This is a genomic window from Pedobacter namyangjuensis (genome assembly GCF_003313325.1).
In the GTDB taxonomy this organism is placed as follows: Bacteria; Bacteroidota; Bacteroidia; order Sphingobacteriales; family Sphingobacteriaceae; genus Pedobacter; species Pedobacter namyangjuensis.
This window is the reverse complement of record NZ_QMHQ01000001.1, coordinates 81,774-105,930: the sequence shown is the minus strand read 5'-3', so window position 1 is coordinate 105,930 and position 24,157 is coordinate 81,774. Positions and strand designations below refer to the sequence as shown.

At 36.7% G+C, this 24,157-nt stretch carries 23 protein-coding genes; 13 read left to right on the top strand and 10 right to left on the bottom strand.

Annotation, left to right across the window (positions count from 1 at the left end):
- Positions 1–254: 254 nt before the first annotated feature.
- From DUT69_RS00515 to DUT69_RS00495, 5 genes are all read left to right on the top strand, one after another.
- Positions 255–1,139, top strand: coding sequence for a cyanophycinase (locus DUT69_RS00515; RefSeq protein WP_240186617.1), 885 nt, complete (start codon positions 255–257; stop codon positions 1,137–1,139).
- Positions 1,136–1,978, top strand: a complete 843-nt coding sequence (locus DUT69_RS00510) for an isoaspartyl peptidase/L-asparaginase (RefSeq protein ID WP_113651185.1) — start codon at positions 1,136–1,138, stop codon at positions 1,976–1,978. The genes DUT69_RS00515 and DUT69_RS00510 overlap by 4 nt, the downstream gene beginning before the upstream one ends.
- A gap of 18 nt (positions 1,979–1,996) precedes the next feature.
- Positions 1,997–2,677 carry a hypothetical protein gene (locus tag DUT69_RS00505; protein ID WP_113651184.1) on the top strand — a complete coding sequence of 227 codons (681 nt, stop codon included), beginning with the start codon at positions 1,997–1,999 and terminating at the stop codon, positions 2,675–2,677.
- Between the two features lie 129 nt (positions 2,678–2,806).
- Positions 2,807–5,062, top strand: a complete 2,256-nt coding sequence (locus tag DUT69_RS00500; RefSeq protein WP_113651183.1) for a carboxy terminal-processing peptidase — start codon at positions 2,807–2,809, stop codon at positions 5,060–5,062.
- Between the two features lie 116 nt (positions 5,063–5,178).
- The gene (locus DUT69_RS00495) at positions 5,179–5,364 is read left to right on the top strand and encodes a hypothetical protein (protein WP_113651182.1); all 186 of its coding nucleotides are present in this window, start codon (positions 5,179–5,181) and stop codon (positions 5,362–5,364) included.
- A 63-nt stretch (positions 5,365–5,427) separates the two neighbouring features.
- Here the strand turns inward: DUT69_RS00495 and DUT69_RS19125 are convergent, their stop codons facing one another.
- From DUT69_RS19125 to DUT69_RS00485, 3 genes are all read right to left on the bottom strand, one after another.
- Positions 5,428–5,604, bottom strand: a complete 177-nt coding sequence (locus DUT69_RS19125; protein WP_162796142.1) for a hypothetical protein — start codon at positions 5,602–5,604, stop codon at positions 5,428–5,430.
- An 11-nt stretch (positions 5,605–5,615) separates the two neighbouring features.
- Positions 5,616–6,716, bottom strand: a complete 1,101-nt coding sequence (locus DUT69_RS00490) for a CapA family protein (RefSeq protein WP_113651181.1) — start codon at positions 6,714–6,716, stop codon at positions 5,616–5,618.
- A gap of 66 nt (positions 6,717–6,782) precedes the next feature.
- Entirely contained in the window at positions 6,783–7,337 is a 555-nt protein-coding gene (locus tag DUT69_RS00485; RefSeq protein WP_113651180.1) for a C40 family peptidase, read from the bottom strand.
- 474 nt (positions 7,338–7,811) lie between these two features.
- On the opposite strand from DUT69_RS00485, the gene pdhA reads away from it, so the two are divergent.
- The 3 genes from pdhA (at position 7,812) to hisS (ending at position 12,255) form a co-directional block, all read left to right on the top strand.
- Entirely contained in the window at positions 7,812–8,807 is a 996-nt protein-coding gene (gene pdhA / locus DUT69_RS00480; protein ID WP_113651179.1) for a pyruvate dehydrogenase (acetyl-transferring) E1 component subunit alpha, read from the top strand.
- A 29-nt stretch (positions 8,808–8,836) separates the two neighbouring features.
- Entirely contained in the window at positions 8,837–10,486 is a 1,650-nt protein-coding gene (locus DUT69_RS00475; RefSeq protein ID WP_113651178.1) for a pyruvate dehydrogenase complex dihydrolipoamide acetyltransferase, read from the top strand.
- A 389-nt stretch (positions 10,487–10,875) separates the two neighbouring features.
- The gene (gene hisS / locus DUT69_RS00465) at positions 10,876–12,255 is read left to right on the top strand and encodes a histidine--tRNA ligase (RefSeq protein ID WP_113651176.1); all 1,380 of its coding nucleotides are present in this window, start codon (positions 10,876–10,878) and stop codon (positions 12,253–12,255) included.
- Here hisS and DUT69_RS00460 read toward each other — a convergent pair whose 3' ends face one another.
- The 3 genes from DUT69_RS00460 to DUT69_RS00450 all read right to left on the bottom strand — a co-directional run bounded on the left by DUT69_RS00460 (position 12,256) and on the right by DUT69_RS00450 (position 13,905).
- A complete protein-coding gene (locus DUT69_RS00460; RefSeq protein ID WP_113651175.1) occupies positions 12,256–12,990 on the bottom strand; it encodes a class I SAM-dependent methyltransferase in 735 nt (244 codons plus the stop codon). It abuts the gene before it with no gap.
- Between the two features lie 4 nt (positions 12,991–12,994).
- On the bottom strand, positions 12,995–13,462 hold the full coding sequence (locus tag DUT69_RS00455) for a nuclear transport factor 2 family protein (protein WP_113651174.1): 468 nt from the start codon (positions 13,460–13,462) through the stop codon (positions 12,995–12,997).
- A gap of 68 nt (positions 13,463–13,530) precedes the next feature.
- Positions 13,531–13,905: a response regulator transcription factor gene (locus DUT69_RS00450; protein ID WP_240186616.1), complete on the bottom strand. Its 375-nt coding sequence runs from the start codon at positions 13,903–13,905 to the stop codon at positions 13,531–13,533.
- Between the two features lie 172 nt (positions 13,906–14,077).
- On the opposite strand from DUT69_RS00450, the gene DUT69_RS00445 reads away from it, so the two are divergent.
- The 3 genes from DUT69_RS00445 (at position 14,078) to DUT69_RS00435 (ending at position 16,512) form a co-directional block, all read left to right on the top strand.
- On the top strand, positions 14,078–14,494 hold the full coding sequence (locus DUT69_RS00445; RefSeq protein ID WP_113651172.1) for an OsmC family protein: 417 nt from the start codon (positions 14,078–14,080) through the stop codon (positions 14,492–14,494).
- A 134-nt stretch (positions 14,495–14,628) separates the two neighbouring features.
- Positions 14,629–15,939, top strand: a complete 1,311-nt coding sequence (locus DUT69_RS00440; RefSeq protein ID WP_113651171.1) for a DUF3887 domain-containing protein — start codon at positions 14,629–14,631, stop codon at positions 15,937–15,939.
- 126 nt (positions 15,940–16,065) lie between these two features.
- A complete protein-coding gene (locus DUT69_RS00435) occupies positions 16,066–16,512 on the top strand; it encodes a KTSC domain-containing protein (RefSeq protein ID WP_113651170.1) in 447 nt (148 codons plus the stop codon).
- On the opposite strand, the gene DUT69_RS00430 is transcribed toward DUT69_RS00435, so the two are convergent.
- Both DUT69_RS00430 and DUT69_RS00425 read right to left on the bottom strand, forming a co-directional pair.
- Positions 16,509–17,336 carry an NAD(P)H-binding protein gene (locus DUT69_RS00430; RefSeq protein WP_113651169.1) on the bottom strand — a complete coding sequence of 276 codons (828 nt, stop codon included), beginning with the start codon at positions 17,334–17,336 and terminating at the stop codon, positions 16,509–16,511. The genes DUT69_RS00435 and DUT69_RS00430 overlap by 4 nt on opposite strands.
- Before the next feature lie 55 nt (positions 17,337–17,391).
- A complete protein-coding gene (locus tag DUT69_RS00425) occupies positions 17,392–17,916 on the bottom strand; it encodes a DUF2911 domain-containing protein (protein WP_240186615.1) in 525 nt (174 codons plus the stop codon).
- Positions 17,917–18,060: 144 nt separating this feature from the next.
- Between DUT69_RS00425 and DUT69_RS00420 the strand changes: the two genes are divergently transcribed.
- Complete coding sequence (locus DUT69_RS00420) at positions 18,061–18,903, top strand: DUF2911 domain-containing protein (RefSeq protein ID WP_113651168.1); 843 nt, start codon at positions 18,061–18,063, stop codon at positions 18,901–18,903.
- A gap of 148 nt (positions 18,904–19,051) precedes the next feature.
- Here DUT69_RS00420 and DUT69_RS00415 read toward each other — a convergent pair whose 3' ends face one another.
- Both DUT69_RS00415 and DUT69_RS00410 read right to left on the bottom strand, forming a co-directional pair.
- Complete coding sequence (locus tag DUT69_RS00415; protein WP_113651167.1) at positions 19,052–20,758, bottom strand: sodium:solute symporter; 1,707 nt, start codon at positions 20,756–20,758, stop codon at positions 19,052–19,054.
- Between the two features lie 158 nt (positions 20,759–20,916).
- Complete coding sequence (locus tag DUT69_RS00410; protein ID WP_113651166.1) at positions 20,917–23,316, bottom strand: PIG-L family deacetylase; 2,400 nt, start codon at positions 23,314–23,316, stop codon at positions 20,917–20,919.
- 145 nt (positions 23,317–23,461) lie between these two features.
- On the opposite strand from DUT69_RS00410, the gene DUT69_RS00405 reads away from it, so the two are divergent.
- Positions 23,462–24,061: an LEA type 2 family protein gene (locus tag DUT69_RS00405; RefSeq protein ID WP_113651165.1), complete on the top strand. Its 600-nt coding sequence runs from the start codon at positions 23,462–23,464 to the stop codon at positions 24,059–24,061.
- Positions 24,062–24,157: the final 96 nt, after the last annotated feature.

Genomic DNA, 24,157 nt, shown 5'->3' with positions numbered 1-24,157 from the left:
GTTTTAAGGTAGTATTGGTGCGCAAATTCTCTATTCTGGCGAGGGATGCCTGAATTAAAAATTTAAAGTATAAATTTTTTTTCAATTTAACATACAATGCAAATGCTAAAAAGTTTATCAGCCGATTAATTTTATTTAAAAGTTAAAATGCAGGCGAAAATCGTTCGGAAATGTTAATTAAAAGTATAATATTGATAAAAATAATATTAATTATTAGGCAAGAGCCTATAATTTTGGCATTTTAGCAGAAATCAATGAATAAAAGAATGGCTCCAAAAGGGAAATTAATAATAATTGGTGGCGCAATTGACACAGGAAGTTTTGCCGAAACACAATTCGGCTTGCCACAAAACATGAACTTTTTTGAGCGTGGAATATTAAAAAGGATAACCACAGAATCGGCGAAAGGAAGTGATTCTAGATTTGAAATCATGACTACTGCTTCTTTAATACCAGAAAAAGTAGGCGAAGAATACATAAAAGCTTTTGCGCAATTAGATGTGCATGATGTTGGTGTCTTAAATATTGGAAACAGAGAAGAGGCTAGTAATCCGGCATATGCAGAGCGAATAAAAAATGCAGATGTAGTAATTTTTACTGGCGGAGATCAGCTTCGTTTGTCTTCAATTTTTGGCGGAACAGAAATTCATCGCATTTTGCTAGACAAGTATGAAAATACTTCTATCGTTATAGCTGGTACATCGGCGGGTGCGGCTGCAAGTTCAAAAAATATGATTTACCAAGGGAGTAGTAAGGATGCTTTGCTTAAAGGCGAAGTTAAAATTACGGGTGGCTTAGGTTTTATAGACGATGTTATTGTGGATACGCACTTTGTGCAACGTGGTAGAATTGGGCGACTGCTTTATGCTGCGGCCAGTAATCCAGGTATTTTAGGAATAGGTTTAGGAGAAGATACTGGATTATATATTTTCGAGGGGCAAATGGAAGCTATCGGATCCGGAATGGTAATTTTAGTAGATGGCAGGCACATGGCCGATACTAATTTAACAGATGTTGAAATGGGACAACCGGTATCTATAAAAAATATGGTAGTACATGTAATGTGCGATGGCGACACTTATGATCTAGCCAATCATCAATTAGTAATACACCACCCAAGAGTTGTAGCAACAGAATGAAAGTAATTATTCATGGTGGCTTTTTCAGCGAATCGTCTACCAATCAGGAAATGAAATTGGCCAAGCAAAATGCGCTAGCGGAGATTGTAACCAAAGCACATGCTTTTTTGGCAAGTAACACCGCTTTAGATACTGTAGTATATGCCGTTAGTTTGTTGGAAGATAGCGAGTTGTTTAACGCAGGCATTGGTTCTCAGATACAAAGTGATGGAAAAGTTAGGCTAAGTGCTTCGCTAATGGATGGTAAGAGCCAAAAGTTTAGCGGCGTAATTAATTTAGAAGATGTAGAAAACCCAATTGAAGTTGCCAAGCAATTGTTAGCTTATGATGACAGGGTGTTAAGTGGCGAAGGCGCTTTAGCTTTTTCGAGAGCTAATGGCCATGAATATTTTAATCCAATTACACCACAAAGACAGGCAGAATATGAAGCAAAGTTAAATCAGCAGGAGAGAAAAGGGACTGTTGGTTGCGTAGCCTTAGATGCGGATGGAAATATCGCTGTAGCAACTTCTACAGGAGGCAAAGGTTTTGAAATACCGTGCCGAGTTAGCGATTCTGCAACTGTTGCCGGAAACTTCGCAAATGAATTTGCCGGTATTTCTTGTACGGGAGTTGGTGAGGATATTGTAAGCGGTGCATTGGCAGCTAAAATTGTTACTCGTGTAACAGATGGCTTCTCCTTACAGAATGCATGCGAAAAATCGTTCTCAGAACTTAAACCTTTTGATGGCTTTGCCGGTGTTATTGGCATAGCTGGTAATGGCGAAATATATCATTGCGATTCGCATCCCTATATGGTTTGGGCTTCTTTTGATGTTAGTTTACAAGTGTTTAACTAAATATATTATATTTGCAGGATGAATAAAATCTGCTTAACGCTTGCCTTCTCCCTATTGGCTGTTTTAGTTAATGCACAAAATGCAAACTTTGCACCGCAAGAGGTTACGCAAGGCGGATCTGCAATTAATATTGCAGTGGCGGCTAAAGATGAGTCTGACGGCGATGAGTTTTTTGAGGATGCAGAGAAAAATGAGCGAAGAGGCGATTTGAATGAGGCCTTAACGCTATTCGGTAAAGCAGCTTTTGAATATAACAACGACAAAAAATTTAGCAGATATGCGGCTTCTCTATTAAGAATGAGCAATGTGCATTTGATGTTAACACATTACACCGAAGCAGAGCAAGTTATATTAAACGCCGCTTTAAAAACGTATTCTAAAATTGGCAGTAGAACCGGCCAAATGGCTTCTTATAACCAACTCGGTAAAATATATTTAGCATCAAACAAGTTAACGCAGTCGCTTTGGTTCTATACTCAGCAAGGAATTTTGGCGCAACAGTTAAAAAACAATACATCTTACATCGATTCTATTTTAGGCATCGCTGCGGTAAAAATCAAAAAGAGAGAATTCAGTTTGGCAACTAAAGATGTAAATAGGGCAGAGTTGTTAGCGAAAAATTATAAGATTAGCCAGTTTAGCCAGCTTATTAAAAACACCAGATCTGCCATTGCCGATAAGGGCGCTTTAAAAAAGTAAAATTTCAAGGCTTTTTGTAACAAGCAAGCTGGTTACAAATCAAAGATTACAAAAAAGATACAGTATTATGCTGTATCTTTTTTGTTTATTTAAAAAATTGGTATCATATTGGATGATGATTTTCTAAGAATGGAATTTAAACAAGTAAAAGAGATGTTGAGAAGAGTTTTGTTAATAACGTTTACGGCCGCCGCGTTGGCTTGTAGTGCTTCTCCAAAAGCACAAGTAATGGTAGATGGAATTGAAAACATTAGGCCAGATGACCAGCAAAGCTTAGCTTGCCGTCAAGTTTTTTCTTTAATTGAGAACTATAATTATAAACAGATTAAAATTAATGATTCCATATCGTCTGTTATTTTCGATAGGTATATAAAGGCTTTAGATCCTTCTAGGTATTACTTTTTAGAAAGTGATATTAAAGATTTCGAGCAATATAGACATTCGTTAGATGATGACTTTAAAATCGGCGATTTGAGTGCTCCGTTTCATATGTTTAACGTTTATTTAAAAAGATATAACGATAGGATAGATTTCTCGATGTCGCAGATTAAAGCAAAATACGATTTTAATCAGAATGATACCTATGTATACGATAGAGAAAAAATGCCTTGGGTAACATCTACTACGGCGTTAGATGACATTTGGAAAAAGCGTGTAAAATACGAACTAGTTAACTTAAAAATAGCTGGAACTAGTGATGCTAAAAACATCGAAACACTTACAAAACGTTATGAAAATTTAAAATCTCAGATCTCTAAATTAAATAATCAAGACGTGTTTCAAATTATAATGAACTCGTTTACGGAAGCTATCGATCCGCATACAAATTATTTTAATCCGAGAAACGCTGAGGCTTTCAATATTGAGATGTCTCGTTCTATTGAAGGTATTGGCGCAACTTTACAGTTAGACAATGAAGTAACCAAAATAGTTTCTTTGGTACCAGGCGGACCGGCTTTTAAAAGTAAGCAATTAAATGCCGGCGACAGGATTGTTGCTGTTGCGCAAGGCGTGAATGGAGAATTTGAAGATGTGGTAGGTTGGAGAATTGATAATACAGTTGCTAAAATCAAAGGGCCAAAAGGAACCACGGTTAAACTAAAAATTATCCCAGTAGGCCAAGATCTGTCATCGAAACCAATAATTGTAACGGTAGTTAGGGATAAAGTAATTATGGCCGACCAATCTGCTAAGAAAACGGTTAAAACCGTTACTGCAGACGGCAAATCTTATAAAATTGGTGTTATAGATGTGCCAGGATTTTATGCAGATTTTAAAGCTTACGCAGCAGGCGATAAAAATTACAAAAGCACAACTAGAGATGTTAGACTATTAATTGATACATTAAAAAATCTTGATAAGGTAGATGCGATTGTGATGGATTTGCGTGCTAATGGTGGTGGTTCTTTAAACGAAGCTATTGAGTTAACGGGTTTATTTATAGACAAAGGCCCGGTTGTACAGGTTAGAGATTACAGAAATAGCATTACCGTTGATGAAGATAAAGAAGCTGGTACATCTTGGGATGGTCCGTTTGGAGTTATGATTGATCGTGTAAGTGCTTCTGCATCAGAAATTTTTGCGGGTGCTATCCAAGATTATGGACGTGGTTTAATTATGGGTACCCAATCTTACGGAAAAGGAACAGTGCAAAGACAAATTGCCCTAAATGATATGGTTGATCCGTCTATCCTGCAAAAAATGATGTCGATGCTAGCTTCTAATAAAAATAAAGAGGCAAACGACAAAGTTGTAACAACCAAGGAAAATGGAAAAACAGTAACAGTTAAAGAAAGTAATCACACAACAATTGTTGACAAAGATGGCGTTCCTCAATTAGGTCAGTTAAACTTAACCATGGGTAAATTCTATCGTGTAAGTGGTAATAGTAATCAGCATAAAGGTATAATTCCTGATTTCAACTTCCCATCTATTTATCCATTGGATAAAATTGGAGAAGATACCGAGCCATCGGCTTTGCCATTTGATATTATTAAACCATCAAACTATAGGCCTGTAGAAAACCTAGGACCTATTAAAGCAGGTTTAATTGAACTTCATAAGCAAAGAATGGAAAGATCTTTGGATTATAAGATTTTGCAAGAAGATATTATCGAATCGAAAAAGAGAGAAGGGGAAACTTCAATCACCCTAAATGAAGCTAAGCTGAAAGCAGAAAGAGATGAGTTAGAAGCCAAATCATTAGCTAGAGTTAATAAGTTAAGAGCATCTAGAGGTTTAGCACCAATTAAAAAGGGCGAGAAAACTGCTAAGGAAGATACGTTTGACCTTGTACAACAAGAGAGTTTAAATATTATGGTTGATTTTATGAAAATGAGCCAAAGCGGTAAAACTGTTAAAGCATTACCAACCTTCAACAAATAATAGTAAAACCATATGCTAATTGAAAATCCGCTAAGTAACTAGCGGATTTTTTTTATTAATTACTTACTCAAACAAAAAGAGGCTGTTACTGTTATTACGCTGTTAAATTAATAGCTATGAACGTAAAAAGAACTTTTGGAACAATCCTAACAATCTTAGGGATTATTGGCCTGGTATATGCCGGTTGGGGTTTTGTGCAACACAGTTTAAAAACTAGAGAATTACTAGTTATAGGCGTTATCGGGATAATCTTTTTTGTTTCGGGTATCGGACTGGTAAAAAACACTAAGGACGAGTCGTAAATAAGTATCTCTATAAACCAGATTAAAGGAAATCCTTAAACTACCCAGCTAATACTGGATAGTTTATTTTTTCTTTTTGATGATGAGATATTGTGTAATTGCAATCATTAAACCTGCGAATGCAATAATGCCCGCAGAGATTAAATTCGCCTGATTTTGTTGGATGAAATATACCGCGGTTACGGCGAGCAAAAATGCGCTTATGCCAATAAGGTAATGTATTAATAGTCCATTTTTCATTCTAGGTGTTGTTAATTTTTTAGGGAAATTCGGTTGTTCTCGAAAAGAAGATTATGTCCGGCGAAGTCAAAATCTGTTAACATTTTTAATTTTTTAAAGGCTGTAAAACTGTCATCAACAGTTAAGCGGTTAATTTTATCTTGCTTAACCGATACGATATCTGCATAAATAAAATCACCTTTGGCATTAACTTTTAACTGCAAGAGTGGCGCAAAACCATTAGGGCCTTTTAAACTAAACATGCCGTAGGTACAAAAGTTACCTAAGCTATAAGCAATAAATTTATTTTTATAAACCTCTACGGCTCTGGTAACATGTGGTCCATGGCCTAAAACAATATCTGCGCCTGCATCAATTACACCATGTGCAAAAGCGTAAACGTTGCCTCTGTTTTCTCTGTAAAAAATCTCGGTTTTACGTGTAACGTGTTCAAAATTTGCACCTTCGCCACCGCCGTGGAAAGAAACAATTACAATATCAACCTGCTCTTTAAGCTTTGCCACTAAAAGCTTTGCGCTATCTATGTTTTTAATCGATACCGTATTTTCATTAGGTGCAAATGCGCAAAAGGCGTACTTAACACTATCAACCTCGAAAATATCAAAAGGCTTATTTAACTGACCAGCGTACTTAAACTGTAAAGAATCTAGAATTTTAGCTGTGTTTTTTCTGCCTCTACTATCAAAATCGCCAACGTGGTTATTTGCAATACTCAAAACGTTAAAGCCAGCCTGTTTTATAATTCCCGCATAGCGATCTGGCATTCTAAACGCGTAACAACTGTTTGGGTTTAATCCGGCACATTTAGATGAATTTCCACTATTCAAAAAGCAACCTTCTAAATTGCCAAATACAATGTCGCCACGCAAGAAAGTATCTACTGCTGCAAAACTATTCACAGCATCATCTGGTGGGAGATTGGTCTTGCTTGGAAATGCCGAACCTAACATTATATCTCCAACGGCAACAATGCTAATGGTATCTTTAAGCTTTTTAACTATGGGGCTGTCTATTTTAGTTTGGTGTGTTGCCGGCGCAGATTTACCTTGGCAACTGATTAACAGATAAGCTAAAAAGAACGTTAGCGTTGATACGAATATTAATTTCTTCATCTTTATTTCATAAAAAAATCCTTCTCGAAAAATCGGGAAGGATTAAATATTTTTGGTTCGATAGCTTTATTCCTCTATAAAATCTTTTTTACCACCTTCTAGTATTCTGCCACCTTTATAAAAATAACGGTTGTAGTAAGGATCGTTTAAATTGCTAATTACTACACCTCTTGTACTAGAAGCGTGAGCAAAACGATCATCGCCTAAATAGATACCAATATGTGTAATGCTACGGCTTTTAATTTTGAAGAAAACTAGATCGCCTTCTTTTAATTCTGTTTTAGCTAATGGGTTTACCATGCTAAAGATATCACGAGAGTTACGCAAAATAGTTGTGTTGAAAACTTTGTCGTAAATGGCCTTAGTAAAGGCCGAACAATCAATCCCTTTTTTTGTATTTCCACCAAAACGGTAAGGGGTTCCAATCCACTCGTATATAAATTTGTATAGTTTTAAGTTTGATGTCGCGTCTACCGCTACGCCCATAACTTGCGAAAAATATTGCGAAGCTAAGTTGTCTGGGTCTTCTAGTTTGTTAGTTTCTTTGGTTTTGCTTTGTGCAAATACAGCCGTAAAGCTGGCGAGAACGATAAGAGTAGAAAACAAGAATTTTTTTATCATGTTATACTGTTAAGTTTGGGTAAATGACACTTACACTTAAACGTACACCACTACGGGCTTATTGTTAGGTGGCAAAAATATGCTATTTACAAATGTTATCCAAATATTGGATGTTTAAAACTGAAAGTTATTAACATTTCTTGATTTTTGGCTTGTTAATGGAGAGAAAATAAAATTTTATTTTGCCCGGCATGTTGCTAGATCAAATTTAAGTTTCGGCAATTTGTAGATTGCGCCCAACGCTTCGTTTCCGAAATTAAATTTCAGTAAGCCTAAATATAGCACGTATTATATATGCTTGCATCCTAAGTCTATAAAATCTCTACTTTTTAAGTTGATTTTTGCTTTAATGTAAATTATTGATTTTCTGAAATGTTACATACATATAATGATGTTTTTACACTCGGGAATAGGGAGAAATACAATAAAAAAAATTAGATTTGCTCTCATAAACAAAAAAATCAATACCTCAACATGAGTGCAGTAGAAATTAACAAGGATACCTATTTGAAGTGGTTTGAGTCGATGTTGCTTATGCGCAAGTTCGAAGAAAAAACCGGACAGCTATACGGACAGCAAAAAATTCGTGGTTTTTGCCACTTATACATCGGTCAAGAAGCGGTGGTTGCAGGAGCAATCTCGGCAATGGGACCAGATGATTCTATGATAACAGCTTACCGTGATCACGCACATGCTTTAGCTTTAGGTGTTAGCGCTAACAGCATCATGGCAGAAATGTATGGTAAAATTACGGGTTGTTCTAAAGGTAAGGGCGGTTCAATGCACATTTTTAGCAAAGAGCATAACTTTTACGGCGGACATGGTATCGTTGGTGGTCAAATTCCATTAGGTGCAGGTATTGCATTTGCAGAGAAATATAAAGGAACTAAAAATGTAAACATATGTTATATGGGCGATGGCGCTGTGCGTCAGGGTGCATTAAACGAAGCGTTTAACATGGCTATGTTGTGGAAATTACCTGTGATTTTTGTTTGTGAAAACAACGGTTACGCAATGGGTACATCGGTAGAACGTACTACTAACATGACAGATATTTATAAAATCGGTTTAGGTTTTGATATGCCTTGCGCTCCTGTAGATGGTATGGATCCGGTTGCTGTGCATAACGCAATGGATGAAGCTATTCAACGTGCTCGTGCTGGCGAAGGGCCAACTTTCTTAGAAATGAGAACTTACCGTTACCGTGGTCACTCAATGTCAGATCCTGCTAAATACCGTACTAAAGACGAGTTGGAAGAATATAAAGCTAAAGATCCTATTGAGCAAGTAAGAGAGGTAATATTAAAAGAGAAATATGCTGACGATGCTTGGATTACAGAAATCGAAGAAAAAGTAAAAGGTATTGTAGACGAATCTGTAAAATTTGCAGAAGAATCTGCTTGGCCAGAGCCAGAAGAGCTTTACAAAGATGTTTACATCCAAAGCGATTATCCTTTCCAAGAAAATTAATAAATACGAATTTCATTAGATATATATAAATGGCTGAAGTAATTAAGATGCCTAAGATGAGCGACACCATGACCGAAGGGGTTTTGGCGAAGTGGCATAAAAAGGTAGGCGATAAAGTAAAAAGTGGTGATGTTTTGGCAGAAGTTGAAACAGACAAAGCTACCATGGACATGGAGTCTTATTGGGACGGTGTTTTACTATATGTTGGCATAGAAGAAGGCCAAGCTGTTCCGGTTGATGCGCCAATGGCGGTTATCGGAAAAGAAGGCGAAGATTATAAAGCAGCTTTAGAAGCGGAGTCGGGAAGTGCAGCGCCTACAGCGTCTAAAGAGGAAGCACCTAAAGAAGAAGCAAAAGCTGAAGCTCCTGCTCAAGGTGGTGGCTTAAGCGAAGAAGAATTGAGCAAAAAAGGCGTAACAGTAATTCGTATGCCTTTATTGAGCGATACAATGACAGAAGGCGTTATAGCCGAATGGCATAAAAAAGTAGGCGATAAAGTTAAGGATGATGATATTTTAGCTGATGTAGAAACCGATAAGGCTACTATGGAAGTGATGGGATATGCAACTGGTACTTTATTGCACGTAGGTGTTAACAAAGGCGAAGCTGCCAAAGTTAATGGCATCATAGCTATTGTTGGGCCAGAAGGAACTGATGTTAGTGCAATTTTAGCGGGTGGCGATGCTCCTGCTGCAAAATCAGAAAGCAAAGAGACCGAAACTAACAAAGCTGAAACTGCAAAAACAGAAGCTCCAAAAGAAGAAGCTAAAGTTGTGGCTAATTCAAACGGTGGCCGTATCATTGCGTCGCCTTTGGCTAAAAAAATTGCTAAAGATAAAGGTATAGATTTAGCCTCGGTTGCAGGTAGCGCAGAGGGCGGTCGTATTATTAAAAAAGACGTAGAGAACTTTACGCCAACGGCGAAAGCTGAAAGCGCTAAGACTGAAAGTCCAAAAGAAACAGCTTCAGCTCCAGTAATTCCAACTTACGTTGGCGAAGAAAAATATACCGAGAAACCAGTTTCGCAAATGCGTAAAGTAATTGCAAAACGTTTAGGCGAAAGTTTATTTACGGCACCACATTTCTACTTAACCATCAGTATTGATATGGACAACGCTATGGCGGCTCGTACTCAAATTAACGATGTTGCCCCGGTAAAAGTTTCTTTCAACGATATCGTAATTAAAGCAGTTGCTTTGGCGTTGAAAAAACACCCAGCTGTAAATTCATCGTGGGGTGGCGATAAAATCCGTTTCAATGAACATACTAACATTGGCGTTGCCATGGCTGTTGAAGACGGTCTATTGGTGCCAGTTGTACGTTTTGCAGATGGTAAATCTTTATCTCACATTTCTGCAGAGGTTAAAGAATACGGTGCGAAAGCAAAAGCAAAAAAACTACAACCATCAGATTGGGAAGGAAGCACGTTTACAGTTTCTAACTTAGGTATGTTCGGTATCGATGAATTTACGTCGATTATCAACTCACCAGATGGTGCAATATTATCAGTGGGCGCAATTCAGGCTGTTCCTGTTGTTAAAAACGGTGCCGTTGTTCCTGGTAACGTAATGAAATTAACTTTAGGTTGCGACCACCGTGTGGTTGATGGTGCAACCGGAGCTCAATTCTTGCAAACATTAAAAGGATTTTTAGAAGCACCAATTAGATTATTGGCATAAGGTTCTGTCATCCTGAGCTTGTCGAAGGGTAAAAATAAAAAGGCTTTCAGTTTTCTGGAAGCCTTTTTTATTTGGTAAAGCTAAAGTTTGCCATTATTAGCGTAGGTCCCGCTTTCGCTCATAGTCCTCGGCTTCGTTGCACTACGCCTGTGGGCTATCCACTCTATCGGGTTTGGTGCACGCAGACCTTTACTACTATTTAGGGCTTTGTTGCCATGCCGGTTGTTCTTAGCCCTGACAGTAGCGGGCACGAAGCGAAGCGCAGTAAAGCGAATGGCAGGAACAAACATTAAATATAGCACCACAATTGCGCTTCAAAGTCTTTAATACCAATACAACCTTCTACCTTCCGCCTTAAAACCTTCCACCTTTTTTTGTACTTTTGCGCCATGTCTATTACCAAGCCAAGTTTACCAAAAGGAACAAGAGATTTTTCGCCACAAGAGATGGTGAAACGAAATTATATTTTCGATACTATTAAAACTGTTTTCAGAAAGTATGGCTACGCAGAAATTCAAACGCCTAGTATGGAAAACCTGCAAACCTTAACCGGTAAATACGGAGATGAAGGTGATAAACTGATTTTTAAGGTTCTGAATTCAGGAGAATTCCTAAATGATCCAAAAAAGAAATCTTTCGACTTCGCACAGGATGACAATAGTAATAAGTTAGTGAGCTTAATCTCAGAAAAAGCGCTTCGCTACGATTTAACCGTGCCATTCGCTCGTTACGTGGTAATGCACCAGAGCGAAATCTCGTTTCCTTTTAAACGTTTCCAGGTACAGCCGGTTTGGCGTGCGGATAGACCCCAAAAAGGACGTTATAGAGAGTTTTATCAGTGTGATGCTGATGTAGTGGGTTCTCCATCATTATTAAACGAGGCTGAGTTTATTTTAATCTATCACGAAGCTTTAACAAACCTAGGTTTAAAAGATTTTGATATTAAAATTAACAATCGTAAAATTTTATCAGGCATAGCAGAAATTATTGGCAAACCAGAGCTGATTGTTGATATGACAGTTGCAATTGACAAGCTGGATAAAATTGGTTTTGATGGTGTAACCAAAGAACTTTTAGAACGCGGTTTTACTGAAGCTGATATTGAGAAACTGAAACCAGTAATATTGTTGCAAGGCTCAAATGTTGAAAAGTTGGAAAGTTTAAAAACTGTTCTGGCAAGTTCTGAAATTGGCTTAAAAGGAATCGAGGAAATAGAAAAGGTATTCGAATATGTCTCACACCTTACATCCCATATCTCAAATTTACAATTAGATATTACGCTTGCTCGTGGCCTAAACTATTACACAGGTTGTATTTTTGAAGTTAAAACCAACGAAGTGGCAATGGGTAGCATCGGTGGCGGTGGCCGTTATGATGATTTAACTGGAATGTTCGGTTTAAAGGATTTAACAGGTGTTGGAATCTCTTTTGGTGCAGATAGAATTTATGATGTATTGGAAGAATTAAATCTTTTCCCAGCAACCGCGGCGCAAGGAACAAAAGTTTTGATTAGCAACTTTGATGAAAGTGCCAAACGTTATGCCCTGCCTATGCTACAGCAATTGAGAAACGAAGGCATTTCTGCAGAACTGTATCCAACATCGGCCAAGCTTAAAAAACAAATGAGTTATGCTGATAGCAAAAACATTACTTACGTAATTTTAATTGGTGCAGATGAAATGGAAAGTGGTTTGCTTACCTTAAAACACATGGAAAGTGGCGAACAACAGAAATTAACTTTAGATGCTATTGTTAAATTAATAAAATAACTAAAGGCTACCCACTTTTAGCAACAAAGGGAAATGAATTTTATAGGTATCTGCTTTTCCCCAAGCTTGTTTTAAATCGTTGTAGACTAAAGTTATTGGGTTCTCGTCTTTGGCCTTAATATAATGTTGTAAAGCCGACCAAGTTTCTAGATAGCCTACCAGCTGATCGAAGTTCCACTCGGTCGTCATTTCAAAGTCCGGATGCGCTATTTCTGTAAAAGGAAATGGAATGTTGAGGTAATTATCTTCGATGTACTTACGCTCTTCATCCCAAAAATCGCCTAAAATATTTTGATAAAGATAATGTACCACTTTATCTAGGGCCGGTGTAATGTGCATAATGCCATAACCTATCGCGGCAAAAATGCCATTGGGTTTTAGCGTTCTTTTAACCTCGGCATAAAACTCATCAAATTTAAACCAATGTATAGCTTGGGCAACGGTAACAAGGTCAAAAACATCATCAGCAAAATCGGTCTTTTCGGCTTGCTCAACTTTGTAGGTTATGTTGGATAACTGGGGCGCATTAGCTAGTTGTTTTTCGCTAATATCAGTTGCATAAACTTTTTCAAATCGATTTGCGAGTTCTGTTGCAACTTGCCCATTTCCGGTTGCACAATCCCAAGCTGTTTTGGTTTCGCTTACATGGTTTAACAAAAAATCATAAAGTGCTTGCGGATATTTTGGTCTGAATTTAGCGTATTGGCTCGATTGAGTGGAGAAATTATCCTTCATAGCTTTACTTTTTGTTCATAAAATGATTAAGGTTTGTAAGAGCTGTATTTTGTATTTTCTTTTTCAAAAAACTAGTCCAACCTAATAATAAACCGCTTATGCCTAAAGCTTGTTTTGCCCAAGTGTAAAAGTTAAAGTAATCGGTATGTTTAACAATTTTTCCGTTTTCAAATTCGAAAGTGGCATCAATTCTATTTACAACTTTGTTTCCGGTAGATGAAAAGGTATAATAGGCATCCCAATGCGCCGACCCGGTTTTTTCATCGGCTTTAATGTGGCTAAATTCCAAGCGCATATCTTTGCCTTTGGTAATAAGCATCTCCCACATCGCCTTAACCTGCTCAGCATTTAAATTCTTAAAAACTGCATCGTTAAAAACCGCATTATCTGCATAACAAGCTTGCATGCCTTTAAAATCCTTGTTTTTAAAACAGGTGTACAAATGCTTAATTAATTGTTCGTTTGCATTCATCTGATAAGAATTTAGCCGTGTTACTTCTATTCATTGCTGTCGACTTTAGTCAATGGAGAACAGAAATCTTAATAAGTCTTCCCAGCTAATATACCTTCAATTTTATCTAAAAGATCATCAATGTCGAAAGGCTTGGCCAGAAAACCATTAGGCTTATATTCGCCATGCTGTATGTTTGTTGCCGTGTATTTCGCCGAAATCATTAAAACAGGAATGTTCGCCGTAAACTCATCTTTCCTAATCTGCGTTAGTAACTCTCTGCCATCAGCATCAGGTAGCATAATATCTAAAATGATCAGATCAGGTTTAGATTGCTGGATGTGTTGCATCATGCTAGCGCTTTTACTAAGGCCAGAAACTTTGTAGGCCTCGCTTTGCAGAATTAGAGTAATAACATCTAAAATAGCATGATTATCCTCTACCACTAAAATATTCTTATACAACTTAGAATTTTTTGCCAATTTGTTTTCGCTATTTAATTTGTTTACAAAGATATTTTAAGATTTGAGATTTTACTAAGAATTAATACTGTATATAATGTAAATTTATTGTCGGATGTAGAAACCATCAAACAATTTGAAATATTTTAAACTTATACTATAAAAAATAAATGATATGAAAAGAAATGCAACAGCCGTTTGGAATGGCACCGGTAAAGATGGTAAAGGAACATTAAGTACGCAAAGCGGAACTTTAAAAGACACGCAATATTCTTTTAAAAGTCGCTTTGAAGAAGGCGTAGGCACAAATCCAGAAGAATTAGTAGCCGCTGCGCATGCTGGATGTTTTTCTATGAAGTTAAGCTTTAACATTTCTGGTGAAAACATTACGCCTGAATCTATCGAAACCAAAGCAATTGTAGACTTAAATCCTGAGAAAGGCGAAATTGTTGGCGTTCACTTAGAAGTTAAAGTAAAAGCAGAAGGTTTGTCGCAAGAAAAATTTGATGAACTTGTAGCTGATGCTAAAGCAAACTGCCCAATTTCTAAGTTATTAAATGCAGAAATTACTATCGAAGCTACATTAGCCTAAACTAGTCGGGTTATATATTTTGTAATGCCATCCTAATAAGTAGGATGGCATTTTTATTTTCACTTTTTTTAACAATTGAAGAAACTAAATATTGTTAACTTTGAGCTGGCACGTACTGTGCATAAACTTAAATTATGAAGAAAACTTACTTATTATTTGCGTTTTTACTTATCAGCAACTTTTGCTTTTCCCAAAATGTGATAAGCCTTTTTGCCAAAGCAAATGAATTTTTCGTTAAGCTCGAAGAACAAAAGTTCGATTCGGCTCATCTATATTTTGACCCAGTTGAACAAACTAAGATAAGCCCAGAAAACTTAAAGGCACTTTGGACAAATGTTAAAGCTAAAATGGGCGAACTTACCGCTTTAGATGCCGTACAAAGTAAAATGCAAGGCGAGTTTTTTGCAGTAACCCTAGATGCCAAGTTTGAACGCCAAGATCAAGACTTTGTGCTAATGTTTAATAAGGCTGAGAAAATTGTTGGTTTATACATGCCACAAAAAAACGTAGGTTATACAAAGCCATTTTATGTTGATACCGCCTTAGTTTCAGAGAAGTCGGTTTACTTACAATCTGGCACACACCAATTGGCTGCGGTTATTACCACACCAAAAAATGCAACTAATTTTCCGATAGTAGTTTTGGTGCATGGTTCTGGTCCGAGCGATATGGACGGAACTGTAGGGCCTAACAAGCCTTTGAAAGATATTGCACTAGGTTTAGCGGTAAATGGCATAGCAACGGTTAGGTATGTAAAACGAACAGTAATTTACCCTGCAGAATTTAACAAAGCATTTACTGTTAAGGAAGAAGTTGTAGATGATGCACTAGCGGCTGTTGCATTAGCAAAAACGGTTAAAGGTGCAGATTTGAAAAGTGTTTTTGTATTGGGCCATAGTTTAGGCGGTATGCTAGCACCAAAGATTGCTACGCTTGTTCCAGATTTAAAAGGAATTATTTTGGCTGCAGCACCTGCTAGAAAGCTTACAGATATAATCATCGATCAAAATAAGTATTTAGTTACATCTAATAAAGATACTACCACAGCAACTAAAAAGCTTTTAGCAGATGCTATTGTACAAATAGAAAAAAGTAGGTTGAACAAATTGGGAACCACGATTAAACCAGATTCTGTTATTTTGGGTCTGCCTGCTTCTTATTGGGTTGATTTGAATAATTACGACCAGGTAGCTACCGCACAAAAATTAACGAACAAAATTTACGTGTTGCATGGTGGAAACGATTTTCAGGTTTCAGAAACTGATTTTGAACTTTGGAAAAAAGCTTTGGGTACCAAACCTAATGCTACGCTTAAGTTCTATGGCGAAATTAACCATTTATTGAGTCCGCAGTTAGAAAAAGCAAACAGCGCTCAGTACCAAAAAATGATGAATGTGGGTGAAGGTGTAATAAAAGATTTGTCAACTTGGATAAAGGCTAAATAATAATAAGTTGTGCTACACTAAAAATTTTGCTTTAAAAAGGCTACCTTTGCAGCAAATTGTTTTCCTGATGTTTTGTGTTATAAAATTTTGCAATCATTTCATAAACAATAATATATAATTTAGTTTATGAAAAAAGTTGGAGATTACAGAAAAACGTTAGGTGTAACAAAAGTTACGGAGCTGAAAGAAATTAAATCTATTTATAGAGGTTTGATGAAAGATTGGCACCCAGACAAGTTTGCTGCAGATGCAGAAAAACAAGCTGAAGCTGAAATAAAAAGTAAGGAGATTATTGAGGCTTACAACTTTTTGTTAAGTATCGATCCAGAAACTTTAGCACACGCAAAAGACGATTATATTCAGACCACTACTTTATCTAACGTACAAGATTTCGAGTACAAAAACTCTGTGCTTAAAATTGAATTTTTTGACGGTGCAGCTTACGAATATTTCGATGTGCCTAGAGCGATGTACATTAAACTAGTTAATGCAGACTCTCCAGGAAGATTTGCAAGAAGACATATCTTTAATGCATTCCCTTACAGAAATGTAGTTAAAATGGCAACTGCTTAATCAGCTAGTTCCTTAAAATATTTATTCCAATCCGCATAAACGTATTCGTAAGCTAAAACTTCGGGTACGTTTTTGCTTTCTATCTGTTTCCACGCTATTTTTTCGTTTAAAAATTGTGGCTTTTCTAAGCCAGAGGCGATGCAGGCTTGGGTGTAAAAATCATTCCGCGTAGGATGACTTGGAGAAACGCCGTGGTATACATTGCCAAATTTTCCTTTCTCGATTATTTCAGATGTTAGTCCGATACAATCTGTTAAGTGGATAAGGTTTATTGGTGCCGAGCCATTGGCTATATCGGCTTTGCCGGCAAAGTGCTTGGCAAGATTTCTTCCCGGTCCAATTAATCCCGCAAAGCGGATAATAGTGCGTGTAAAAGACGAATTGGAATTTAAAACGGTTTCGGCTTCGTATAACATTTCTCCTGATACTGTATTTGGGATCGGAGCGACAGTTTCATCAACAATAAAATTATTGTCGGCATAAATTCCGGTAGAACTGATGAGTATAACCTGCTTAACATCGTTTGCTAATGCAATTTCGGCAACCTGTTTTATTTTTTCAGCATAACTTAAGCCTTCAGTTTGTTTAGCTTTTGGAGGGATTGCAATTAACAAAACATCACATTTAAAGAATTCACTGTTCTTAGATAAGGAATTGTGCTCAAAATCAATCAGATAAGGCATTATTCCGGCTTTTTCAAGTATGGTCAGCTTAGCTTCAGTAGTAGTAGAACCTTTAACTTTATATCCATTTTTTATCAGCTCTGCTGCCATTGGTAATCCGAACCAACCACAGCCTAAAATTGCAATCGTTTTAATTTCCATATCAAGAAAAAGCCTCGTAAAATTACTTACGAGGCTAAATAATATTTTGTATAATTTATTTAACAGCTAATGGAACTGAAACTTTTTCCCATTCTAAGGCAAAACCCTTGTTATCTATTTTATAAACCAATCTTTCTTGGTTTTCTTTTAAAGCTTTAATTTTAACATCAACTCTTAATTGATCCTCTGCTTCTTTATAGTTGAATGGATTTGTGTTAGTTACTTCATTATTGAAAATAGCTGTCCACGTACCACTTTCTTTAGGGATTAAGAAGAAATTGTATTTACCTGCAGGTAATTTTTTACCTTGAACGGTTATGTCTTTATCAGTTTCAAACGTAGTGGTTTTGTTTGCACCAGCACGCCAAACTTTGTCGTATTTCTCTAATCCGCCCCAAATAGCACGACCTTTTACCGCCGGACTGCTGTAGTTTATTGTAAGCGTTGCAGCACCTACTTTTCCAGTTGCTGTTGCAGGAGGACTAGCTGGAGCTGGTTTTGTATCTTGTGCAACCGCATTTAAAGAAATGGTAGCCACAAAAAGTAATGTAGCAATAGATTTGATTGTTGTTCTCATCATTTTATATTTTAGTTTAAATTGACTCTATATTTCTACTAAAATATGGTTTTTGATTTATAATTTCTTATTGTCTAGGTTTCTTTACAATCATTTAGCGATTGATTTTATTTTGTAATTTTGACTGGAAATTCAAAATCAAACAAAATGAAATTTACAAAAACGATACTAATGCTTTTAGTGGCATTAGGAGTGAACAATAGCTTAAATGCGCAAGTTAAATTGCCTTCGCCAAGTAGCACACAGACCATTATCCAAGAGTTTGGATTAGGAAAAGTAACATTAGTGTATGCCAGGCCAAATGTTAAAGGGCGTAAAATGTTTGGCGGCATGGAGCCAATGGATAAGGTTTGGAGAACGGGAGCTAATGCAAACACGGTAATTACGTTTACAGAAGCCGTTAAAATAGAAGGTAAAGATTTGCCAGCAGGCGAATACAGTTTGTTTTCTATTCCTAGCAAAAACGAATGGACCATTATCTTTAACAAGAACGCTAAACAGTGGGGCGCCTACACTTACGATCAAAAAGATGACGCCTTACGTGTGAAAGTTAAGCCAATAGCGACGAAAGAATTAACTGAAACTTTTACCATGCAATTTGCAAACGTAACTGAAAGCAAAGCCACTTTAAATTTAGCTTGGGAAAACACAGCCGTTTCCGTAAATTTAACTACTGATGTTGATACTAAAGCTATGGCAAATATTACTGAGGCGATGAAAGGCGAGAAGAAACCATATATGCAAGCAGCAATTTATTATTTTACCAATGGCAAAGATTTAAAAACTGCTTTAAATTGGATGTTAGAAGCTGATAAAGCTGAACCTAAAATGCCTTGGACAAAATTATGGTTAGGTAAAATGCAGTTAAAAAGTGGAGATAAAGCTGCAGCTGCAGAAAGTGCAAAGGCAGGACTTGCTTTGGCAACTAATATGAAAAATGATGAATACATCAGATTAAATACGCAATTATTAGCAGAGACAAAGAAATAAGTCCGGAGTCGATAGTTCTTAATCTTGAGTAAATATTAAACCGTTTCAATTTGTTGGAGCGGTTTTTTTTAGCATTACGATTCCCAATCAAGTTGGGAATGACGGATCGTCGATTAGTAGGGTGTTAGGTTATTTATGGGATTTTTTGTTAATTATTCTGCAAATCAGTAGCCTTTTCACCCATTAACCCCTGCACAACCAAAGCAAAAATTACCACCAACAAACATCCAATAACGTTGAGCCATAAAAAGGCAACCACATCGTTAAATCCTAAAATGCAAACAATAATTTCGGCTAAAATGGCTGCGTAAAAAACAGCTTTGCCTTTTACAGATTTTAGATAAAAAGCCACTACGAAAACACCTAGAATAGTACCGTAAATAAAGGAGCCTAGGATATTTACAGCTTCTAATAAATTGCCGATTTTACTGGCAAATAATGCCATCACAATACAAACTACTCCCCAAATTATAGTGCTCCAACGAGAAGCTTTTACATATTCTCTATCAGTAGCGTCTTTATTAATTAATCTTTTGTAAATATCTACCACACTTGTAGATGCCAATGAATTTAACGCACTAGCTGTAGAACCCATAGATGCTAAGAAGATAATCGCAATCAGAAGACCAATTAATCCCTTTGGGAGATACTGCGTTACAAAACTTAAAAAAATGTAATTATTGTCGTTTGTATTTGCTTTCTCGTCGTTTTTAGTCATTAAATCAGTAAGCTCTTTTCTAATGCTTTTGGTTTCTTCATCGGCTTTTTTTACTGCGATACGCTGTAGATCTATTTTGGATTGATCGTTGGCGTCTAAAGCTTTGTCTAATTTTTCTACCTCAACTTTTTTAGTAGCGAAAGCATTGTTATAATCGAGCTGAATTTTATCCAGCTCTGCTTTGTATTCGCTTTTTTCTAGCTTATTTAACTCGTAACTATTAAAAAATAAAGGTGCTTTATTATACTGATAAAAGGTAAAAACCAGCACACCGATTAATAAAATTAAAAACTGCATGGGGATTTTAACCAAACCATTCATTAACAAGGCCAATCGGCTTTGCCCAACAGAGGCACCGCTTAAATAACGCCCAACCTGACTTTGGTCGGTACCAAAATAAGAGAGTTGCAAGAAAAAACCGCCAATAATTCCGCTCCAAATATTATAAGGGTTTTTCCAATCGAAGTTAAAATCTATGGCATTTGTACGACCCATTTTTCCAGCAATGCTGATGGCTTTTTCGAAACCTACATTTCCAGGTAAAAGGTGCACCACCATTATTCCGGCAGCAAACATGCCGCAAAAAATAATGCTCATTTGTAATAACTGCGTGTAAGAAACGGCTTTTGTACCTCCGTAAACGGTATAAAAAACTACCAATCCGCCAATAAATAAAGTGGTTATTGTGGTATCGATATTTAAAATAGTTGATAGAATAATGGAAGGCGCATAAATAGTTATTCCGGTAGATAATCCCCTTTGGATAAGAAATAAAAAAGCAGTTAGTGCTCTAGTATTTAAATCGAAGCGTTGCTCTAAATATTCGTAAGCCGTGTAAACTTTTAATCGGTGAAAAATTGGAACAAACGCAACGCATAGTACAATCATCGCTAATGGCAAGCCAAAATAAAACTGCACGAAGCTCATGCCAGATGTATAAGCCAAGCCGGGAGCGGAGAGAAATGTTATTGCGCTAGCCTGTGTTGCCATTACCGAAAGGCAAACCGTGTACCAAGGCATACTTTGGTTGCCTAACAAATACGCGTCCATGCTTTGCTCGCCTCGGCTTTTGTAAACCCCGTAACCTATAATTGCAAGGATGGTAACTAACAATACTGCCCAATCTATATAGCTCATTGGAAATAGTTAGTAAAGGCGTAAAACGATGCAATTAATATGATTAGCCAAATTACAAGCAAGATGTAAAACTGTTTCCAAGTTTTTACAAAAGGAGGTAAATCATTATTTTTGTTAATCATATTAAATCAATTAATTACAAAATCACAGTTCAGACATTAGGGCTGTTTTGGAGCTAACAAATTTGCAAATAACCTATATGCTCCAGGTACGCCGGCTGGCAGCTCTCTAAAGAAAACCAGAGAAGTGTAAACGAATTTACCTCTACCGTAATTTGCAATTAATAATGAACCATCGCTAGCTTGTTCGCCAGTATCGTTCATATTAAATATAGTTTGATATTTTGGGTCGATATCAGTTGCAAAATACAGACCACGCTCTTGTACCCAACCTTCAAAATCCTTTTCTGTTATTTTATTTGGATAATTTAAAGCTGGATTTTTCGGGTCTATGAAAGTAACTTTCGCATCTTCTTCAGTAACTCGTTTATTTACCAATTTAAAAGGATAAGGACCAATATCGTTAATCTTTAAACCGTTGTTTACATTGTATTGTATCAATAAAGTGCCACCGTTTTCAACATAATTTAATAACTTCGGTTGTACAAGTTTTGCTTCGGTGTTAATGTTGTAAAAACGAACGCCAACAACTACAGCATTGTAACTGCTTAAATCGCTCGTTAAAACCTGAGTAGGGTTTAAATGAGTAACGTTGTAACCCATTTCCCTTAATGCGTCTGGAACAAGATCGCCGGCACCATCTATATAAGCGATTTTGTTGCCAATTACCTTTAAGTCTATTTTTTCTAATCTTGCAGTAGCTTCCGGAAATATGGTAATGTTCGGGATATGATCGTAGCTGATGATTTTTAAACCTTTGCTTTCATTTTCTCCATAAATGTTTACAGTTGCCACAACATTTCCACTGGCTTGTTTACCAGGTGTTATGGCAAATACCACAGTTTGTTCATCGCCTTTTTTTAATAAGTTAAAATCGATTTTTTCTGGTGTGCTTTCCCATCCGCTAGGTAACTGAAGCGTTAGCGTGCCTTTAGCATTGTCAGTAAAAGATTTTAGACTTACTGTAATCGGTTTTGGTGCTTCGCTATTAAATATGTAGGCTTTCTCGCTTAAAGTTGCAGTTACTTTTGGCGCAATTACCAAAGGCTGGTAACGTTCGCCTTTTATTGGGTCGGTAGATTTAAAAACTAAAGGTGTGCTCAAATCGAAAGTTTCCCCGTTAATTAACAATTTAAATTTTACGTTCAACGGATTAGGGTTTTCAGGATAACCAACATCTAATGGGTTTTCTATTTTAAACTGCCCTATTGGATGATTTTGCGTGAGCCAGTAAGGTTGCGTAATCTTTAAATCCTTAGTGTCAATATTTTGATTGAAGCTTTGCAAATCATTCGCTTTTAACTTTACTTGTTTGTCATTAAATAGCATGGTAACGTCTGCTATTCTCGAAATTGCTTGTAACCTTAAGCTTATTTCATCGCCTTTGGCATAAGTATTTGAGGCTGTATTTGCTTCCACCCAAATTCCGGCGCAAGCTAAAATCAAATCATCTAAAAGCTTATGATTAAAGTTTTGATTTTTAACTAATCTTTTTAATTCAATTAAAGCAGAAATGGATTTGGAAGGATTGTTTACCTGATATTCTTTGCTAATTTTAGCTAATTGCGATTTAATTTGCGGGTTTTCCCATTCTGTATTTACGCCATCTAATAAAGTCTTTGTAGCTTTTTCTCCCGCTACATGACTAAAATATTCGTAAGCTTCGCCACGTTGCAAAGCTGACCCAAAACCTTGGCTTTTATGGTTCGTTCTGCTAATTGCAGCAATTTCGCCATAGCTTTTTCCTAATAGCGGATTAAACAAACCTACATCAATTTTTAGCTGATCTGGTGCCGTGGTGTTTGTACTGCCGAAATTAAAAGTATTCCAGAGTATGCGTTTTGCCTGCCAAGGTTGTACATATTTTAGTTGCTCTGGAAAACGTTTTGCATCTGCTGCCGCGATAAAAGCTTCTCTAGCTAAAATAGCAGAACCCGAGTGGTGTCCGTGTCCAGCTCTGGAATCTTCCGGAAAACGAGTGATGATAACATCGGGTTTAAACTTTCTGATTACCCACACCACATCTGCCAAAATTTGTTCCTTACCCCAAATTTTAAAACTCTCTTCTGGTGTTTTAGAAAAGCCGAAGTCGTTTGCTCTGGTAAAAAACTGCTCTGCACCATCCACACTTCTGGCGGCCAATAGTTCTTGTGTGCGTATTAGGCCTAAAAGTTCTGCTTGTTCGTTACCAATCAGATTTTGACCGCCATCACCTCTGGTTAAAGATAAATAACCGGCTCTTACATTTGCTTCTTTTGCTAAGTAAGCTAAAAGTCTTGTGTTTTCGTCGTCTGGGTGCGCTGCTATGTACAAAACACTTGCTTTTACATTTAACTTGGCAATGCCCGATGCTATTTCTGCAGCATTGAGTTGTTGCATTTGCGCATTTAAAACGTACGGAAAAAACAGTAAGATGAAAAGTTGGCTTAGGTGTTTCATAAAGGTTCAAAGCCCCTAAATTAATTAAAATTTGAGATAACACAGGTGAAGGGTTTTTATGTTTACGTAACAATTTAGCTTGCCAAAATTTGTTTTGGTACTAAAGTTGAGTATACCTTAGTGTTCAAATAATCGTTATAAAAAAATGAAAAGAATATTTTTTGGTTTACTGCTAATTGTAGGTTTAGGATCGTGTAGTGTAAACAAACAAGCGCAACAGATAAAAGCCTTAGAAAAGTGCGATTATAGATTACTTGATGCTACTAATATTTCAGTTGCAGGAACAGATATTCAGAAACTGATTAAAGGAAATAATATTGATTTAACCGGTCTACCTTCATTAGCCTTAGGTTATTTACGAAAAGATATTCCGTTAAGGGCGAATTTAAATTTAGAGATTTCAAATCCGTCTAATACCCTGGCAGCTATTAATAATTTTGATTATATCATTTTAATAAACAAACAAGAAATTGCCAATGGTACGGTAGATCAAAGGGTAAGCATAGAAGCGGGGCAAACCACACGAGTTCCAGTCCAGCTAAACACTAATATTTACAAATTTTTGGTAGATGGAACTGTTATGTCAGACATTACAGAATTTCTGAAAGCGAATAGTTCTGGTACTGAAAAAAAGGGAATGGTTACTTTAAAAATTCGCCCATCTATTATGGTGGGTGGCGGATTGGTTAAATATCCTGGTTACATCACTATTGATAAAGAAGTAAGCAGTAAAATTTTATTGTAAGGTTGACCAAAGATATGCGCAGATCAACACAAATTTATTGGTAAAATTGTAGCAATTATCTCGCAGATTTTCGCTGTTTCTTATGCAGTTGAACAC